This window comes from Parablastomonas sp. CN1-191 (genome assembly GCF_049354825.1).
Taxonomy (GTDB): domain Bacteria; phylum Pseudomonadota; class Alphaproteobacteria; order Sphingomonadales; family Sphingomonadaceae; genus Novosphingobium.
In genome coordinates, this window is record NZ_CP186480.1 from 79,178 (window position 1) to 97,308 (window position 18,131).

Sequence of the window (18,131 nt, forward strand, 5' to 3'; positions counted from 1 at the left end):
TCTGGTGCGTGTCCCGGTTACCGTGCTGGCCTTGCCTGTCCAGTGCCGCAGGGCCCGGGCGGCGTAAAATTTCGTCCGCCCGACATGTTGTGTTTTTGCAACGCATCAATCCAAAATGCTTGAATGCGCTGTTAACGGTTTGCCAGCAGGCGCCAGTTTTCGCACCATCAGTCGACGCGGAATGAAAGTTTCGTGACAAAACAGTCGCATTTTTCTCTCTGGGCCCCCGGGCCCGCACACATTGGGCCTTCGGGCCCGGATCGCTTCGGTGCCGCCGAAGCGGGGGATCAAGGGGCCCACAAACATGAAGTTCTTCTCGAAGTCCGAGCTGAATCGCGCGACCTGTCTTCAGACTGCCGCGCTCATCGCCGTCCTGGCGCTGCCGAACGCCGCGTTCGCGCAGACCCAGCCGACCGGCACGCCGAATCCGATGACCACGTCGGATGGCGCGACCGCCAACTGCGAAGATCTCAACAACAACGACATCTGCGATAGCGAGGAAGTCGCTGCTGCCGGTGGGTCGATCGTCGTCACCGGTTCGCGCATCGCGCGCCCCACGCTGGCCTCGCCCGTTCCGCTGACCTCGGTCTCGACCGACGAACTCACCAACCAGGGTGACGTCTCGCTGGGTGACGCGCTGAACGACCTGCCGTCGCTGCGCTCGACCTTCAGCCAGGGCAACTCGACCCGCTTCATCGGCACCGCCGGCCTCAACGTCCTCGACCTTCGCGGCCTGGGCGTTTCGCGCACGCTGGTCCTCGTCAACGGCAAGCGTCACATCACCGCTTCGCCGGGCGACTACCTGGTCGACGTGAACACGATTCCCGTCGACCTGCTCGAGCGCGTCGACGTCGTCACCGGCGGCAACTCGGCCGTTTACGGCTCGGACGCCGTCGCCGGCGTCGTCAACTTCGTGCTGAAGCGCAATTTCGACGGCATCTCGCTCAAGGGCCAGGGCGGCATCTCGGAGCGCGGCGACCGTGGCAGCTACTTCGTCTCCGGCACCTTCGGCAAGAACTTCGCCGATGGCCGCGGCAACGTCGCGGTGTCGGCCGAATACACGCAGTCCGAACCGCTGTACTTCGGCGATCGTGACTACCTGACGGGTGCCTACTCGGGCCGCTGCCAGTTCCAGACGATCGAGCCGACCGCGGGCGAGCCGAACGGCACCGACGGCATCACCGACACCGCCTTCGTCTGCGGCGTCAAGAACGCCTCGATCAGCGATGCCGGCACGTTCGGCGCGATCGACGCCTCGAGCAACCCGACGCGCCGCTACCTGCGCTTCGACAACAACGGCAACGTCGTTATCGACAAGCCGACGGTTGCTTACTCGCCGTTCGGTTCGGCCAACCAGCAGGGTGGCTTCGGCTCGACCCTGCGCAACACCGGCCAGATGGCGCCGGGCCTGAAGCGCTACGCGGTCAACCTGCTGGCGCATTTCGACCTGTCGGAAGCGTTCCGCCCCTATGTCGAAGCCAAGTACGTTCGCGTCACCGCGGTGCAGGAAGGCCAGCCGAGCTTCTTCCAGGGCTCGCTGAAGAACTTCTTCGCCACCACCGACGACCAGTTCAACGCGATCAGCGAACTGCGCTGCAACAACCCGTTCCTGCAGGCCGGGGCCCTTGCGACGCTGAAGACCTACGGCCTGTGCGCCAACACGGCGACCAGCACCTTCAACCTCTCGCGCTTCAACATCGATCTTGGTGGTCGCGGTGAAAAGCATCTGCGCGAAACCTACCGCATCGTCGCCGGTGTCGAAGGCACGTTCAACGACGATTGGCACTACGAACTGTCTGCCAACTACGGCAAGCTGAAGACCCACATGGATTCGACCAACAACCTGCTGTTGTTCGACCAGACCGGGAACCTCGACGGCTTCCTGCTCGCCACCAACGCGGTGCTGGCTCCGACCAACTTCTCGGGCAGCAACTTCGCCACCAACGCCACCGGCCAGAAGGTCATCTGCGCGGTCAACCAGACCTCGAACGTCCGTCCGGACTGCGTGCCGCTCAACATCTTTGGTTACGGTGTTGCCGATCCGCGCGCCGTCGCGTTCTCGAACACGACCGGCTACCGCGACGAGAAGGCCAGCGAACTCGACCTGCTCGCGAGCGTGTCGGGCGACCTGTCGCAGGTGTTCGAACTGCCGGGCGGCCCGGTCGCTTTCGCGCTCGGTGCCGAATACCGCGAGGAAACGGCTTCGAGCGTGTACGATCCGCTGACCGCCAGCGGTGGTACGTTCCTGAACGCCATCCAGCCGTTCCTGCCGCCCAAGCTGACGGTCAAGGAAGCCTTCGGCGAAGTCAGCATCCCGCTGCTCAAGGACTCGCCGCTCGGCAAGGAACTGACCATCGGCGCTGCGGCCCGTGTTTCGGACTACAACACCGATACCGGTACGGTCTGGGCCTGGAACGTGCAGGGCATCTACGCCCCGATCAGCGACCTGCGCTTCCGCGCCGCGTACGCAACCTCGGTTCGTGCCCCGACGCAAAGCGACCTTTACTCGACCCCGTCGCAGAACTTCGCGCAGCTCAGCGATCCGTGCGACAGCCTCAACATCACCGTCGGTCCCAACCGTGCGGCGAACTGTGCGGCTGCCGGCGTTCCCACGACCTCGAACGCCGCGCTGGTCGCTGCGTGCGACGGTACGGGCTTCGTCACCGCGGTCGGTCAGCCGTTCGTGAACTGCCTCGCCCGCACGGCGAGCACGGGCTACGCCTCGGGTGGTAACCCCACCCTGGTCGAAGAACGTGGCCGCAGCCTCACGCTGGGTGCGATCTTCGAGCCGCGCTTCTTCCCGGGCTTCAACTTCACGGTCGATTACTATCGCATCACCGTGAAGAACCTGATCTCGGCGCTCGGTGCCCAGACCATCCTCAACCTGTGCTACGACAATGCCGGCGGCATCAACAATCCGTTCTGCGCCACGGTCAATCGTAACCCCACCACCGGCCTGTTCGTCGAACCGGCGGTCATCTCGGGCGGCATCAACTTCGCCGAACAGAAGACCGAAGGCATCGACTTCGACATGTCGTATCGCCACACCTTCGACAACGGGCAGAAGCTCTCGCTGCGCGGCATCGCCACGTACCTGCTCAAGCTCGACAACTACGTCGATCCGACCAACCCGCTGATCCCGAACCGCCAGAAGAGCGAACTGGGCGATCCGGAGTGGGCTGCGAACTTCACCGCAAACTACGATTTCGGTGCACTCGACCTGACCTACTCGGCCCGCTTCATCGGCGAGCAGACGATCGGTTCGTATGAAACGCAGAACAGCTACACCGGCCTGTGCCCGTCTTCGGGTTCGACCGGTTACACCGGCGGCACCTGCACCCCGGGCCAGCTGGCGACCCTGGATCCGATCAACAACGACGCGTTCCCGTTCGTGAACTACCCGTCGGTGATCTACCACTCGGTGCGGCTGAACTACGAACTGGCCGACAAGAAGTACAACTTCTACATCGGCGTCGAGAACCTGCTCGACAAGCAGCCGCCGTACGGCCTGCTCGGCACCGCCGGCGGCGATCCGTACGACTCGATCGGCCGGTTCTTCTACGCTGGGTTCAAGGCCAACTTCTAAGTCGGCACGACTGGCAAAAAGAATGGGGCGGCGGGATCATCCCGCCGCCCCTTTTCTTTGTCCCGCGCCGTCTGTCGGGCCGCCGTCAGCCGACCTTGAAGGTCAGGCCGCCGTCGCCCTCGTCGATGGTCACCGTGCTGCCGTCGGGGATCTCGCCGGCCAGGAGCTTCTCCGCCAGCGGATCCTGCAGATATCGCTGCACCGCGCGCTTCAGCGGGCGCGCGCCGTAGACCGGGTCGTAGCCCACCCGTCCCAGCCACCGCTCGGCCGCGTCGGACAGCGCAAGCTTGATCTTGCGGTCCTTGAGCAGCTTGGACACCCGCTCGACCTGGATCGTCACGATCGGCCCCATGTGCTCCTGGCCCAGCCGGTGGAACAGGATGATTTCGTCCAGCCGGTTGAGGAACTCGGGCCGGAAATGGCCGCGCACGACCTCCATCACTTGCGGTTCGACCGTGGCGACGTCCTGCCCCTCGTCGAGGTTGGCGAGATACTGGCTGCCCAGATTCGACGTCAGGATGATCAGCGTGTTGGTGAAATCGACCACGCGGCCCTGGCCATCGGTCAGGCGCCCGTCGTCGAGCACCTGCAGCAGCACGTTGAAGACATCGGCATGGGCTTTCTCGACCTCGTCGAAGAGAACGACCTGGTAAGGCCGGCGCCTAACCGCTTCGGTTAGAACACCCCCTTCATCGTAACCGACATAGCCCGGCGGCGCGCCGATAAGGCGCGATACGGCGTGCTTCTCCATGAACTCGCTCATGTCGATGCGGACCATCGCGGAATCGTCGTCGAACAGAAAACCAGCCAGCGCCTTTGTCAGCTCGGTCTTGCCGACGCCGGTCGGGCCCAGGAACAGGAAGCTGCCAAGCGGACGGTTGGGGTCCTGCAGGCCTGCGCGCGCCCGGCGCACGGCCTTGGACACCGCGGTGACGGCGTCGGCTTGTCCGATCACGCGGGCACCGAGCACCTGCTCCATCTTGAGCAGCTTCTCGCGCTCGCCCTCCATCATGCGGTCGACCGGCACGCCGGTCCAGCGGCTGACCACCCCGGCGATGTCGTCGGCGGTAACCTCCTCGCGCAGCAGCATGTTGGAGGTGTCGGCGCCCTGCGCCTCGGTCAGCTGCTTCTCCAGTTCGGGAATGCGGCCATAGGAAAGCTCGCCCGCCCTGGCGAGGTCGCCGGCGCGCTGTGCCTGCTCCAGTTCCAGCCGCGCGGCGTCGAGCTGCTCCTTGATCTTGCCCTCGGCGGCGATCTTGTCGCGCTCGTTCTGCCAGCGCGCGGTCAGCCCGGCGCTCTGCTCCTCAAGGCTGGCCAGTTCCTCGCACAGCGCCGCCAGCCGGTCCTTCGATGGCTGATCGCTTTCCTTGGCGAGCGCCATTTCCTCGATCTTGAGCTGGATGATGCGGCGGTCGAGGACCTCGATCTCCTCGGGCTTCGATTCCACCTCCATGCGGATGCGCGAAGCCGCCTCGTCCATCAGGTCGATCGCCTTGTCGGGCAGGAAGCGGTCGGCGATGTAGCGGTTGGACAGCGTGGCCGCGGCGACGATCGCGTTGTCGGCGATGCGCACGCCGTGGTGCAGCTCGTAGCGGTCCTTCAGCCCGCGCAGGATGCTGATCGTATCCTCGACCGTGGGTTCGCCAACGAACACGGGCTGGAAGCGGCGCTGCAGTGCGGGGTCCTTCTCGACGTACTTCTGATATTCGTCGAGCGTGGTCGCGCCGATGCAGTGCAACTCGCCGCGCGCCAGCGCGGGCTTGAGCAGGTTGCCGGCGTCCATCGCGCCTTCCGATTTGCCCGCGCCGATGAGCGTATGCATCTCGTCGATGAACAGGATGATGTCACCCTCGGCGCCTTTTACCTCGTCGAGCACGCCCTTGAGACGCTCCTCGAACTCGCCGCGATACTTCGCGCCGGCGATCAGGCTGCCCATGTCGAGCGCCATCAACCGCCGGTCCTTGAGGCTGTCGGGAACGTCGCCGTTGGCGATGCGCAGCGCCAGGCCTTCCGCTATCGCGGTCTTGCCCACGCCGGGTTCACCGATCAGCGCCGGGTTGTTCTTGGTCCGGCGGGCCAGGATCTGGACCGTGCGGCGGATTTCCTCGTCGCGTCCGATCACAGGGTCGAGCTTGCCGTCGCGCGCCGCCTGGGTCAGGTCGCGGGCGTATTTCTCCAGTGCCTGGTACGTTTCCTCGGCGCTGGCGGTGTCGGCGCGCTTGCCCCCGCGCAAGTCGGTGATGGCCGCTTCGAGCGCCTGCGGCGTCAGGTTCGCGGCCTTCAGTGCCTGGCCGGCGCTGGTCGTGGTCGCCAGCGCGAGCGCCAGCAGCAGGCGCTCGACGGTGACGTAGCTGTCGCCCGACTTGCCCGCCAGTTGCTCCGCCTGGTCGAGCACGCGGACTGCGTCGTTGTCGAGGCCAGGGGTCTGCTGCGCGCCCGAACCCGATACCGCCGCGATCTTGCCCAGCGCCAGGTCGACCTGCTGGACCGCCAGCGGGGCATTGCCGCCAGCGCGCTGGATCAGGCCCGAGGCCATGCCTTCGGGATCTTCCAGCAGCGCTTTGAGGATGTGTTCGGGGCCGATCCGCTGATGGTTCATGCGAATGGCGACGGTTTGCGCGGCTTGCAGGAAGCCCTTGGCGCGGTCAGTGAATTTCTCGAGGTTCATCGGTAACAGCCCTCCTGTCGTCCAGCAGAGATAGTGTTGCGCAAGGGCAACACAAGGGGTTTGCGCCGACGCGCCCGGTCGCCCCGTTTCCTTCGCCGCGCCGATGGTCTAACGGCCCGCCGACCGCTTATTGAAAAGTATTGGCCATGACGCAGACCACGCTCCACGCCGCTTTTGTCGGCCACGTCCATGCCGCGCTCGACGCGCTCGAAGCTGCGGGTACGCTGCCGGCCGGCCTGCCGCGCGGCGCGGTCACCGTCGAGCCGCCGCGCGATCCCTCCCACGGCGAACTGGCGACCAACGCCGCCATGGTTCTGGCCAAGCCCGCCGAAACCAACCCGCGCGCGCTGGCCGATGCGCTGGCCGCCGAACTGATGAAGCGCAACGGCGTGACGGCGGCAAGCGTGGCCGGGCCCGGCTTCCTCAACTTGCGGGTGGCGCCAGCAGTCTGGACCGACGAGCTGCGCGCCATCGCCGAACTTGGCGGCGATTACGGACGCTCGGCGATGGGCGCAGGCACGCGGGTCAACGTCGAATACGTCTCCGCCAACCCCACGGGTCCGATGCACATGGGCCATTGCCGCGGCGCGGTGGTGGGCGATGCGCTGGCCAGCCTGCTCGAATTCGCGGGCCACGCGGTGACGCGCGAATATTACGTCAACGATGCCGGCGCGCAGGTCGACGTGCTCGCGCGCTCCGCGCACCTGCGCTACCGCGAGGCGCTGGGCGAGGACATCGGCGCGATCCCCGAGGGGCTTTACCCCGGCGATTACCTGGCGCCGGTGGGCGCGCTGCTCGCCGAGGAGTTTGGCGATCGCTATGCCGCTGCGCCGGAGGCCGAGTGGCTGGTGCCGTTCCGCGCCCGCGCCGTGGCCGCGATGATGGACATGATCCGCGCCGACTTGGCGCTGCTGGGCATTCGGCACGAGGTCTTTTCGTCCGAAGCAGAGCTTCAGGCCGCCGGCAAGCCGGCCGAGGCCGAGGCCTGGCTGCGCGCGCACGACCTGGTCTACGACGGCGTGCTCGAAGCGCCGAAGGGCAAGGCGCCCGAGGACTGGGAGCCGGTAACGCTGCCGCTGTTCCGGTCGACGAAATTCGGCGACGACCAGGACCGGCCGATCCGCAAGTCGGACGGCAACTGGACCTATTTCGGAGCCGATCTCGCCTACCATTTCCAGAAGGCGCAGTCCGCCGACGCGCTGGTCGATATCTGGGGCGCCGACCACGCCGGCACGGTCAAGCGCATCAAGGCGGCGGTCGCGGCGATGACCGGCGCGTTGAACGAGGACAAGGGCGGCAAGCCCACCCCGTTCGAGGTCAAGCTGGTGCAGATGGTGCAGCTGATGAAGGGCGGCCAGCCCTTCAAGATGTCGAAGCGGGCCGGCAATTTCGTCACCCTGGCCGACGTGGTCGAGATGGTCGGCAAGGACGTCGTCCGCTTCACGATGCTGACGCGCAAGCCCGACGCCCAGATGGACTTCGATTTCGACAAGGTGGTCGAGGCGTCGAAGGACAACCCGGTGTTCTACGTCCAGTACGCGCACGCGCGGCTGCGCTCCACGCTGCGCAAGGCGGCGGCAGAGGGCCTGGCGCCCGAGCCCGCCGCGCTGGACCGGCTCGGCGACGAGGAACTGGCGCTGGTCAAGCTGATCGCGCAGTTTCCGCGCCAGGTCGAAGCGGCGGCCACGGCGCGCGAGCCGCACCGGATCGCCTTCTTCCTCGGCGAGGTGGCGGCTGCGTTTCATGCCTACTGGAACCTCGGCAACGACCGGCCCGACAAGCGCTTCATCCTGGCGGACGATCCGGCGCTGTCGAGCGCGCGGCTTTTCCTTGCCGCGCAGGTCGGGCAATTGATACGCAACGGCCTGGCGATCCTGGGGGTCGAAGCGGTCGAGGAGATGTGACGATGGCGGCAAGCTGGGACGATCCGCACGGCGCGCCGCTCGACACCGGCCAGCTTGAGCTCGACGGCGGCGAGGCGCGGCTACCGTGGCTGGAATCGACCGATGACGAGGATTTCGACGACAGCCCCGGCGCGCTGCGGCTGGTCGTGTTCGCGGCCATCGGCGCGCTGATCGTCGCAGTCATCGCGGGCGCCGCGTGGTGGCTGCTGCGCGGCCGCCATCCCGCCGCGCTGCCCGAAGGATCGGTGATCCGCGCGCCGACGGCCCCTTACAAGGTGCGCCCCACCGATCCGGGCGGGCGCGACATGGCCGGCACCGGCGACACCAGCTACGCGGTTTCGGCCGGGCAGGTCCGTCCGGCGCGGCTCGCCACCGAGGCCGAAGCGCCGCCGCCCGCCAGCGCCGCTCCGACGCTGACCACCTCGGCAAGCGCATCCGCCAGCCCGTCCGCCAGTAATACACCCGTCGCCACCGGCCCCGGCGTGCAGGTCGGCGCCTATTCGTCGGCCGCGGCGGCCGAGGCCGGCTGGACCCGGCTTGTGGCGCAGCATGATATCCTTGCCGGCCACGCCCACCGCGTCGTGCGCGCCAGCGCCGACATCGGCACCGTCTGGCGGCTTCAGGCGGTGACCGCCGATGCCGCCGCGGCGCAGACGCTGTGCTCCGCGCTCAAGGGCGCCGGGGTGTCCTGCCAGGTCAAGTAGCCGGGCGGGCCGTTCCGCGGGGCCGGCCTATCCACATCCGCGCGCGCCGCGGCGCTTGCGATGGCGCGGAATTCCTGCGATTCCGCGCCGCATGACGCCCGCGATCTTCGGCTTGTCCGGCCTCACGCTGACCCCGGACGAGCGCGCCTTCTTTGCCGACGCCGATCCGGCCGGCTACATCCTGTTCGGCCGCAACATCCGCGACCGCGCGCAGGTCCGCGCGCTGACCGACGAACTGCGGGGGCTGCACGGACGGACGCATACTTTCATCTGCATCGACCAGGAGGGCGGCCGGGTCGCGCGCATGAACACGCCCGAGTGGGAGGCCTTTCCGCCGGGTGCCGCCTTCGACGCCTTGTACGACGTCGCGCCGTCGAGCGCCATCGAGGCGATCCGTGCCAATGCCGAGGCGCTCGGCCGCGACCTTGCCGAGGTGGGGATCACGGTCGACTGCGCGCCCTCGCTCGACGTCCGCCAACCGGGCGCGCACGACGTCATCGGCGACCGCGCGCTGGGCAGCGAGCCGCTGCGCGTCGCCGCGCTCGGCCGCGCTTTTCTTGACGGCCTGGCACGCGCCGGCGTCGCCGGCTGCATCAAGCACATACCCGGGCACGGACGCAGCCTGCTCGATTCGCATAAGGACCTGCCCACGGTCGATGCCGGCGTCGACGAACTGGCCATCGACGTCGCTCCGTTCCGCGCCCTCAAGGATTGCCCGGTGGGCATGACCGCGCACGTCGTCTTTCCGGCCTGGGATGCGGACAAGCCGGCCACCCTGTCGCCGAAGGTCATCGCCGAGGTCATCCGCGGCGCAATCGGTTTCGACGGGCTGCTGCTGACCGACGATCTCGACATGCAGGCGCTGCAAGGCAGCGTGCCCGACCTGGCCGCCGAGGCGATTGCCGCGGGCTGCGACATAGCGCTCAACTGCTGGGGCAAGATGGACGACATGATCGGTATCGCCGCCGCGCTGCCGACGATGAGCGCCAAGACCGCCGAGCGGTTGGCGCGCGCGCTGGCGAACACCCGCGTCGGTGCGCCGCCGGGCGACCGCGCCGCCTTGATCGCCAGGCGCGACGCGCTGCTGGCGCTGGCGTGACCACCGCGGCCACGATCGCGCTGCCGCTGGCGGGTGCCGACGACTGGGATGGGCCCGGCGCCGCCCAGCAGGCCGACGACGCGGCGCTCTATCTCGAGCTTGATGGCTGGGAAGGGCCGCTCGACCTCCTGCTCGACCTGGCACGGCGCCAGAAGGTCGATCTGCGGACGATCTCGATCCTCGAACTGGTCGACCAGTACCTCGCCTATATCGAGCGTGCGGGCGAAATGCGCTTGGAACTCGCTGCCGATTACCTGGTGATGGCAGCGTGGCTGGCGTACCTCAAGTCGGCGCTGCTGCTGCCGCGCGACGAGGCCGAGGATCCCAGTCCGGAGGAGCTGGCGCTGCGCCTGCAGCTGCGGCTGCAGCGCCTGGCCGCGATGCGCGATGTCGCGGCCCGGCTGATGGGGCGCGACCGGCTGGGCCGCGACACCTTCGTGCGCGGCGCGCCCGAGGGCCTTCGCGTCGACCGCAAGAACCGGTGGCAGTGCGAATGGTTCGACCTTGTCCAGGCATACGGTCAGGTCAAGGCGCGCACCGCGCCGGTGGTCCACATGGTGCGCGACCGGATGGTGATGACGCTCGACAGCGCATTGGCGCGCGTCTCGTCGCTGCTGGGCGTGAATCTCGACTGGATGGAGCTGCGCGATTTCCTGCCCCCGCATGCCGATCCGAAGCTGCGCAAGTCGGCGCTGGCGTCGTCGTTCGTGGCGGCGCTCGAACTGGCGCGGCTGGGCAAGGCCGAACTGCGCCAGGACGCGACCTTCGCGCCGCTGCACTTGCGCCGGGTATCGTGAGCGCGCCGGACGACCTGGTCCGCGCGGTCGAGGCGACGCTGTTCGCGGCCGAGGCGCCGATGACCGCCGAGGCGATTTCCACTCATCTCGGCGGCGCGGCGGTGCGCGCAGCGCTGGGCGAACTTGCGTCGCACTACCAGGGCCGCGGCATCGAACTGGTCGAGCGGGGCGGACGCTGGCATTTCCAGACCGCGCCCGACCTTGCCCACCTGCTGCGCCGCACGCGCGAGGACGTGCGCCGGCTTTCGCGCGCCGCCACCGAAGTCCTGGCGATCGTCGCCTACCACGAGCCCGTCAGCCGCGCCGAGATCGAATCGATCCGCGGCGTGCAGACTTCGTCCGGCACGCTCGACGTGCTGATGGAGGCCGGCTGGGTGCGCGTGGCCGGGCGCCGCGATGTGCCCGGGCGGCCGGTCATCTACGCGACCACTCCGGCGTTCCTGACCCATTTCGGCCTGGCCAGCCGGCGCGATCTGCCCGGGATCGACGAATTGCGCGCCGCCGGCCTGCTCGACCCGGTCGACGACGCGCTGGCCCAGGCAATGGAAGGCGCGGACGTGGAGGCTGACAGCCCTGCCGAAGAGGGCGCCGACTGACTGGCAAAAGGTAATGGAAGGGCCTATCTGGAGCCGGCAAGGGCCCTATCGGCCCGATGGAGTCGAAGAATGGGTTTGTCGCTTCCCCACCTGCTGATCCTCGCCGTCGTGGTGCTGGTGCTGTTCGGCCGCGGCCGGATTTCCGAGATGATGGGCGATTTCGGCAAGGGCATCAAAAGCTTCAAGGAAGGCATGGCGGACGAGACGACCAACCGCCCGGTGACGCCGCCGCCAGCCCAGATCACGCCGCCGACGACTCCTCCGCCGGCGGCAGCCCCCGCTGCCGACGTGCCTCCGCCGGTGACGACGACGACGCCGACCGGAGAGGTCGTGCCCGGCGCGACGACCCCGACGACGGCCGGCACGCCGCCCACGCCCCCCCAGGCCTGACGCGCGTCGGCGCGAGGGCGCACCGCCATGTTCGACATCGGCTGGGACGAGATGCTGTTCACGGTGATCGTCGCGATCGTCGTGATCGGTCCCAAGGACTTGCCCGCCGCGCTGCGCACGGCTGGGCGCTGGATCGGCAAGATCCGCCGCGTCTCCGGCCATTTCCGATCAGGCATAGAGACCATGATCCGCGAGGCCGAGCTCGAGGACATGGAGAAGAAGTGGCGCGAGCAGAACGAGGCGATCATGCGTACGCACCCGATGGCGGATGAGCCTTCGCCCGACGGCAGCCACCTGGCTGAGTCCGAGCCCATGCCTATGTCCGTGCCGATTCCTGAGTCCGTGACTGCAGCGGCGCCAGCAACTGCTGCCGAGGCGGCCGGGCACACGCCGGCGCCGCCGATCCCGGCCCCCGACGGCGAAGAAGCGCGCTGACATGGTCTTTCAGCTTCGCGACATCGACGAGACCCAGGCGCCGCTGCTCGACCACCTGATCGAGCTGCGCACCCGGTTGCTGCGCTGTATCGCCGCGCTGCTGGTGGCCTTTGCAGTCTGCTTCTATTTCGCCGACGATATCTTCGCCTTCCTGGTCCGCCCGCTGACCGAGGCGTTCCCGCCGGGGCAGGGGCGGCTGATCTACACCAAGCTTTACGAAGCGTTTTTCGTCGAACTGAAGGTGGCGATGTTCGCGGCGTTCTTCGTCAGCTTCCCGATCATCGCCAACCAGCTGTGGGCGTTCGTGGCACCCGGCCTTTACGCCAAGGAAAAGAAGGCGTTCCTGCCGTTCCTGGTCGCCACGCCGATCCTGTTCACCGCGGGCGCATCGCTGGCCTATTTCGTCGTCATGCCGACCGCGTTTCGCTGGATGCTCAACTTCCAGGGCATGAAGGGCGGGCTCAAGCTGGAAGCGCTGCCCGGCACCGGCGACTACCTCAGCCTGGTGATGCAGTTCATCCTCGCTTTCGGGGTCAGCTTCCTGCTGCCGGTCCTGCTGCTGCTGCTGAACCGCGCGGGGATCGTCACGCGCAAGCAGCTGGTCGGGCTGCGGCGCTACGCCATCGTCGTCATCACTGCGGTGGCGGCGGTGATCACCCCGCCCGACGTCGTGTCGCAGCTGATGCTGCTGGTGCCGATGATCCTGCTGTACGAAGGATCGCTGGCGATCATGTGGCTGGGCGAGCGCCGCGCCGCCAGGGACGCGGGCACCCCGGTAGCCCCCGCCGACACGCCCTGACGCGCTACTTCGCCGGCGCCTTGCTGGCGTCGTAGGCTACGCGGCCGCCGATCCACGTTTCCAGGACCTTCGTCGCCCTGATCTGCTCCGGCGTCGAAACCGACAGGTCGCGGTCGACGAAGACAAAATCGGCGCGCTGTCCCTTTTCGATGCGGCCGAAGTGATCCTCAGCAAACAGGCCCCAGGCGCCCTGGCTGGTGTAGGCGGCCAGCGCGGTCGGCAGGTCGACACGCTCCTGCGCTTGCCAGCCGCCGGCGGGCTGCCCGTCCGGACCCTGGCGGCTGATGGCGGCGGCGATCCCGGCAAACGGATCGGCAGCTTCCACCGGGACGTCCGAACCGAATACAAGCTTGGCCCCGCCGCGCTTGAGCGAGGCCCAGGCATAAGCGCCGGCCAGCCGCTGCGGCCCCAGCCGCGACTCCGCCATCAGGCGGTCGGAAGTCTGGTGGACCGGCTGCATCGATGCGATCACGCCGATCCGGCCGAACCGCGCGATGTCCGCAGGATCGACGATCTGGGCATGCTCGATGCGCCAGCGGCGATCGCCCTTGTACGTCTGGGCCAGGTCCTCGAACGCGTCGAGCGCGGCGCCGTTGGCGGCATCACCGATGGCGTGCACCGCGATCTGGAAGTGATCGATAGCGGCGCGGCTCATCAGGTTCTTGAGCTGCGATTCGTTAAGCAGCCGGTTGCCCGTCTGGCCCGGCGCATCGCTGTATGGCGCCTTCAGCCAGGCCCCGCGCGATCCCAGCGCCCCGTCGAGGTACAGCTTCAGCCCGTTCATCTTGAGCCGGTCGTCGTAAAGCCACTGGCTCGGCCCCGGGCCGCCGATCAGCACCATGTTGTCGACACCCAGCGCATAGCTGACGATCCGCACCTGCAGCCGCCCGCTGTCGCCGGCGCGGCGGAACGCCTGCCAGTCCTCGATCGACGTGCCCATGTCGGCGATCGCGGTCACGCCCTTGGCCAGCAGCAGCGCCTGCGCCTTGCCCAGCGCCAGGTCGCGGTCTTCCGGGCGGGGGGCGGGCTTGGCGTGGTCGAACAGGTCCTTGGCAGCATCGACGAACACGCCCGCGGGCTTGCCGCCCGGCAGGCGCTCGATGCGGCCGCCGGCGGGGTCTTTCGTGGCGGCGGTGATGCCGGCCTGCGCCATCGCGCGGCTGCTGGCCCAGGCGGCGTGGCCATCGGCGCGGTCGAGGTAGACCGCGCGATCGCCCACGGCGGCGTCGAGCTCGGCCGCGGTCGGATAGCGGCCCAGGCCCCAGGCTTCCTGGTTCCAGCCGCGCCCGATGATCCACGGACGGTCCGGATTGGCGCGCGAATAGGCGGCGATGCGGGTCAGCGCCTCGGCCAGGGTGTGCGTGTCGGACAAGTCCAGCGTCAGCGCGGCGATGCCCATCTCCATCACGTGGCCGTGCGAATCGATCAGCCCCGGCAGCACGAAGCGGCCCTTGCCGTCGATCGCGTAGGTGGTCTTCTTGGGTTTCTTGTCGCCGCGCGCGAAGACTTGCACGATCCGTCCGTCATCGCCGATCAGGACCGCGGCGAAGCGCTGAATGCGGCCTTCCCTGTCGGTGGTCATGCCGTCGACATTGTCGAGCAGGGTGTCGGCCAGTAGCGGGGCGGGCAGCGCAGCCAGCAGCGCGGCGGCAAGTACGCGGCGCATCAGGCGGTCCCCCGATCGCCGGATCGGCGGGGCAGGCGGCGGACCAGCGCGCTGGTGTCCTGGCGGCCGCCGCCGATGGCCTGGACCTCGGCATAGAACTGGTCGACCAGCGCGGTCACCGGCAGGGGCACGCCCAGTCCGCGCCCCTCGTCGAGCGCGAAGCCTAGGTCCTTGCGCATCCAGTCGATCGCGAAACCGAAGTCGAACTCGTCGCGGGCCATCGTCGCCCAGCGGTTGTCCATCTGCCAGGATTGCGCCGCACCGCCGCCGATCGCCTCGACCACGCGGTCAAGGTCGAGGTGGGCGGCCTGGGCAAAGCGCAGCGCCTCCGACAAGCCGCCGAGCACGCCGGCAATGCAGATCTGGTTGGCCATCTTGGCGGTCTGGCCGGCGCCGGCCTTGCCGACGTGGACGACGCGGCGGGCATAAGCCGCCATGACCGGGCGGGCGGACTCGACCGCGTCCTCGCGCCCGCCGCACATCACCGTCAGCGTTCCAGCCTCGGCCCCGGCCTGCCCGCCGGTGACCGGGGCATCGACGCAGTGGACTTCGCGGTCGCGCGCCTCGACCGCGATCTGGCGCGCGATGCGGGCCGAGACCGTCGTGTGGTCGAGGAAGATCGCGCCTGGGCGGATGGTGGAAAAGGCGCCCTGTGGGGCCAGGACCACGTCGGCCAGGTCATCGTCGTTGCCGACGCAGGTGATGACGACGTCGGCCTCGCGCGCAGCTTCGGCGGGGGTCGCGGCGACCGCGGCGCCAAGTGCTGCATTCGCGCCGAGCCAGGCCTCGCGGCGGGCATCGCCGCGGTTGTAGACGGTCAGCGCGTGGCCGGCGGTGCCGAGGTGACGCGCGATCGCGCCGCCCATCACGCCAAGCCCGATGCAGGCGACGCGAAGCGAGGGGGAAGTGGCTGTCATGGCGCTTCGTTTAGCCGCTTTGCGGCCAAGCGCCAGTGCGCTTCAACGGTCCCGGCGCGCTTGTCCGCGGCAGCCCGCGCCACTAGGAGGCCGGGCATGACCCCGCCGATCACGACGCCGATGCGCCTGGCCCGGATCGCTTTCGTCCTCGCGTCGCTGTTCGCGCTGACGATGGCGCTGCTGCCGATGCCGCCGCGCACCCCGATCGACGGTTTCGGCGACAAGTTCGCGCATGTCACCGCCTTCGCGGTGATGACGGCTCTGGCGTCGCTGGGCTGGCCGCGCGCGGCGTCGTGGCGCCAACTCGCGGGGCTGTCGGCGTTCGGCGCGCTGATCGAGGTTTTGCAGGCGATCCCGGCGCTGCACCGCGACAGCCAGCTAAGCGACTGGATTGCAGACACCGCGGCGATCGCGGCGATCCTGGCGATCGCGCTGGTTGTCCGCGCGCGCCGCCGCTCCTTGGCAGAATAGCGGCTTTGCCCTAGGCGCGGGCCATGACCGCGACTTTGCCAGCCGACCAGCCGATCGAAGCCCTGACCCTTGCCGACGTGCGCGCCGCCGCCGAGCGCATAGCCGGCTCGGTCGTGCGCACGCCCACGCTCTACAGCCGCACGCTGAGCGCGATTACCGGCGCCGAGGTCTGGCTCAAGTTCGAGAACCTGCAGTTCACCGCTGCCTACAAGGAACGCGGCGCGCTCAACGCGCTGCTGCTGCTGCCGGAAGAGCGCCGGGCCCGCGGCGTGATCGCCGCTTCGGCAGGCAACCACGCGCAGGGGCTGAGCTATCACGGTACGCGGCTGGGCGTGCCGGTGACCATCGTCATGCCGCGCACCACTCCGATCGTGAAAGTGATGCAGACCGAGCAGGTCGGCGGCAAGGTCGTCCTCCACGGCGAGACGTTCGACGATGCCCACGCGCACGCCTGCCAGCTGGAGCAGGAGCTGGGGCTTACGTTCGTCCATCCCTTCGACGATCCTGATGTCGCCGCCGGGCAGGGCACAGTCGCGCTGGAGATGCTGGAGGACGCGCCCGAGATCGACATGCTGGCGATCCCGATCGGCGGCGGCGGCCTTGCCTCTGGCATGGGCACCGCGGCCCGCGCGCTCAAGCCGGGGATCGGCCTGATCGGCGTCGAAGCGCAGCTTTACCCCTCGCTTTACAACCGGCTGAAGGGCACGCAGCTTCCTGCCGGCGGGGATACCCTGGCAGAAGGCATCGCGGTCAAGGAGCCGGGCACTTTCACGTCCAAGGTCCTGGCCAGGCTGCTCGACGACATCCTGCTGGTCAGCGAGGCGAGCCTGGAAAGCGCGGTGGCGCTGCTGCTCCAGATCGAGAAAACCGTGGTCGAAGGCGCCGGCTCGGCCGGGCTGGCGGCGATGCTGGCCTGGCCTGAGCAGTTCGCCGGGCGCAAGGTCGGCGTGGTGCTGTGCGGCGGCAACATCGATACCCGCCTGCTCGCCAACGTGCTGCTGCGCGATCTCGCCCGTTCGGGCCGGCTGGCGCGGCTGCGGCTGACGCTGCAGGACCGCCCCGGCGCGCTGTTCAAGGTGATGCGCGAATTCGACCATCACCAGGTCAACATCATCGAGATCTACCACCAGCGGATCTTCACCACGCTGCCGGCCAAGGGCCTGATCACCGATATCGAATGCGAGGCCCGCGACAAGGAACAGCTCGAGGCGCTGATGGAGAGCCTGCGCGCCAAGGGCTATGCGGTCGACCGGGTGGAGCTGAACTGAAACGATCGCCGCGCCCGCGCGTTGGGCGGGCATGACCGCAAACCGGGATTTCGCCGCACAGACCGTCGTCGTCACCGGCGGGGAATCGGGTATCGGCAAGGCTTGCGCGCTCGCGCTTGGCGCCGCCGGCGCCGATGTCGCGCTGACCTATTTCGCCGATAGCGTCGCGGGCGAGGACGTGGCCCAGACCATCCGCGGGGCGGGCGGCAAGGCGCTGGCCGTCCAGGCCGACGTCGGCAGCGAGACCGCGGTCGAGGCGCTGTTCGCTGCGGCGGAGCGGGCGTTTGGCCGCCCGGTCACGCTACTGGTCAACAGCGCCGGCCTCAACATGAAGAACATCCCCATCGCCGACATGACGCTGGACCGGTTCGACACGGTGATCCGCGCCGATCTGTACGGTCCGTTCCTGACTTGCCGCCGGTTCGTGCGCGGACTGGGCGAGGGGGGTAGGGGCCGGATCGTCAACATATCCTCGATCCACGAGCGGGCCCCGCGCGCCGGCGGGGCCGAGTACGACAGTGCCAAGGGCGGGCTGTCGCAGCTTACCGCAACGCTGGCGCTGGAGCTGGCGCCGCGCGGCATCGCGGTCAACGGCGTGGCGCCCGGCATGATCCTGACCCCGATGAACCAGTCGGCGCTTGATCACCCGGACGAGCTCAAGGCCAAGGAAGCGGCGATTCCCTGGGGCCGCGCCGGCCGCGCCGACGAGGTGGCCGGCCTGGTATCGTACCTGCTCTCGCCCGCTGCCGACTACATCACCGGCACGACGGTCACCATCGACGGTGCGCTGTCGCTGACCGTCGCGCTCGGCGCGTGACCATCACGGAAGGC

The 18,131-nt window shown here is 68.5% G+C and carries 15 protein-coding genes; 12 read left to right on the forward strand and 3 right to left on the reverse strand.

Annotated features, from left to right (window positions below; all coding sequences use genetic code 11):
* Positions 1–304 precede the first annotated feature (304 nt).
* The gene (locus ACOYW6_RS00415) at positions 305–3,586 is read left to right on the forward strand and encodes a TonB-dependent receptor domain-containing protein (protein ID WP_423141866.1); all 3,282 of its coding nucleotides are present in this window, start codon (positions 305–307) and stop codon (positions 3,584–3,586) included.
* 85 nt (positions 3,587–3,671) lie between these two features.
* Here ACOYW6_RS00415 and clpB read toward each other — a convergent pair whose 3' ends face one another.
* On the reverse strand, positions 3,672–6,254 hold the full coding sequence (gene clpB / locus ACOYW6_RS00420; protein WP_423141867.1) for an ATP-dependent chaperone ClpB: 2,583 nt from the start codon (positions 6,252–6,254) through the stop codon (positions 3,672–3,674).
* Between the two features lie 146 nt (positions 6,255–6,400).
* Here clpB and argS point away from each other — a divergent pair, with 146 nt between their 5' ends.
* From argS to tatC, 8 genes are all read left to right on the forward strand, one after another.
* On the forward strand, positions 6,401–8,158 hold the full coding sequence (argS, locus tag ACOYW6_RS00425; RefSeq protein ID WP_423141868.1) for an arginine--tRNA ligase: 1,758 nt from the start codon (positions 6,401–6,403) through the stop codon (positions 8,156–8,158).
* 2 nt (positions 8,159–8,160) lie between these two features.
* The gene (locus ACOYW6_RS00430; RefSeq protein WP_423141869.1) at positions 8,161–8,862 is read left to right on the forward strand and encodes an SPOR domain-containing protein; all 702 of its coding nucleotides are present in this window, start codon (positions 8,161–8,163) and stop codon (positions 8,860–8,862) included.
* Positions 8,863–8,953: 91 nt separating this feature from the next.
* Positions 8,954–9,961, forward strand: coding sequence for a beta-N-acetylhexosaminidase (nagZ, locus tag ACOYW6_RS00435; protein ID WP_423141870.1), 1,008 nt, complete (start codon positions 8,954–8,956; stop codon positions 9,959–9,961).
* Positions 9,958–10,758, forward strand: a complete 801-nt coding sequence (locus ACOYW6_RS00440) for a segregation and condensation protein A (RefSeq protein WP_423141871.1) — start codon at positions 9,958–9,960, stop codon at positions 10,756–10,758. Before nagZ ends, ACOYW6_RS00440 begins: the two co-directional genes overlap by 4 nt.
* Positions 10,755–11,354: an SMC-Scp complex subunit ScpB gene (gene scpB, locus ACOYW6_RS00445; RefSeq protein WP_423141872.1), complete on the forward strand. Its 600-nt coding sequence runs from the start codon at positions 10,755–10,757 to the stop codon at positions 11,352–11,354. The genes ACOYW6_RS00440 and scpB overlap by 4 nt, the downstream gene beginning before the upstream one ends.
* 69 nt (positions 11,355–11,423) lie before the next feature.
* Positions 11,424–11,744 (forward strand): twin-arginine translocase TatA/TatE family subunit, encoded by a 321-nt coding sequence (gene tatA, locus ACOYW6_RS00450; RefSeq protein ID WP_423141873.1) that lies wholly within the window; start codon positions 11,424–11,426, stop codon positions 11,742–11,744.
* A 27-nt stretch (positions 11,745–11,771) separates the two neighbouring features.
* Positions 11,772–12,179 (forward strand): Sec-independent protein translocase protein TatB, encoded by a 408-nt coding sequence (gene tatB, locus ACOYW6_RS00455; protein ID WP_423141874.1) that lies wholly within the window; start codon positions 11,772–11,774, stop codon positions 12,177–12,179.
* 1 nt (position 12,180) lies between these two features.
* Positions 12,181–12,978, forward strand: coding sequence for a twin-arginine translocase subunit TatC (tatC, locus tag ACOYW6_RS00460; protein WP_423141875.1), 798 nt, complete (start codon positions 12,181–12,183; stop codon positions 12,976–12,978).
* A 4-nt stretch (positions 12,979–12,982) separates the two neighbouring features.
* Here tatC and ACOYW6_RS00465 read toward each other — a convergent pair whose 3' ends face one another.
* Positions 12,983–14,644: an amidohydrolase gene (locus ACOYW6_RS00465; protein ID WP_423141876.1), complete on the reverse strand. Its 1,662-nt coding sequence runs from the start codon at positions 14,642–14,644 to the stop codon at positions 12,983–12,985.
* Positions 14,644–15,561 carry an NAD(P)-dependent oxidoreductase gene (locus tag ACOYW6_RS00470; RefSeq protein ID WP_423141877.1) on the reverse strand — a complete coding sequence of 306 codons (918 nt, stop codon included), beginning with the start codon at positions 15,559–15,561 and terminating at the stop codon, positions 14,644–14,646. Before ACOYW6_RS00470 ends, ACOYW6_RS00465 begins: the two co-directional genes overlap by 1 nt.
* 96 nt (positions 15,562–15,657) lie before the next feature.
* On the opposite strand from ACOYW6_RS00470, the gene ACOYW6_RS00475 reads away from it, so the two are divergent.
* From ACOYW6_RS00475 to ACOYW6_RS00485, 3 genes are read left to right on the forward strand one after another with little or no spacing between them, the layout of a single operon-like run.
* On the forward strand, positions 15,658–16,032 hold the full coding sequence (locus ACOYW6_RS00475; protein ID WP_423141878.1) for a hypothetical protein: 375 nt from the start codon (positions 15,658–15,660) through the stop codon (positions 16,030–16,032).
* Positions 16,033–16,055: 23 nt separating this feature from the next.
* A complete protein-coding gene (locus tag ACOYW6_RS00480) occupies positions 16,056–17,300 on the forward strand; it encodes a threonine ammonia-lyase (protein WP_423141879.1) in 1,245 nt (414 codons plus the stop codon).
* Positions 17,301–17,331: 31 nt separating this feature from the next.
* The gene (locus tag ACOYW6_RS00485) at positions 17,332–18,117 is read left to right on the forward strand and encodes an SDR family oxidoreductase (RefSeq protein ID WP_423141880.1); all 786 of its coding nucleotides are present in this window, start codon (positions 17,332–17,334) and stop codon (positions 18,115–18,117) included.
* Positions 18,118–18,131: the final 14 nt, after the last annotated feature.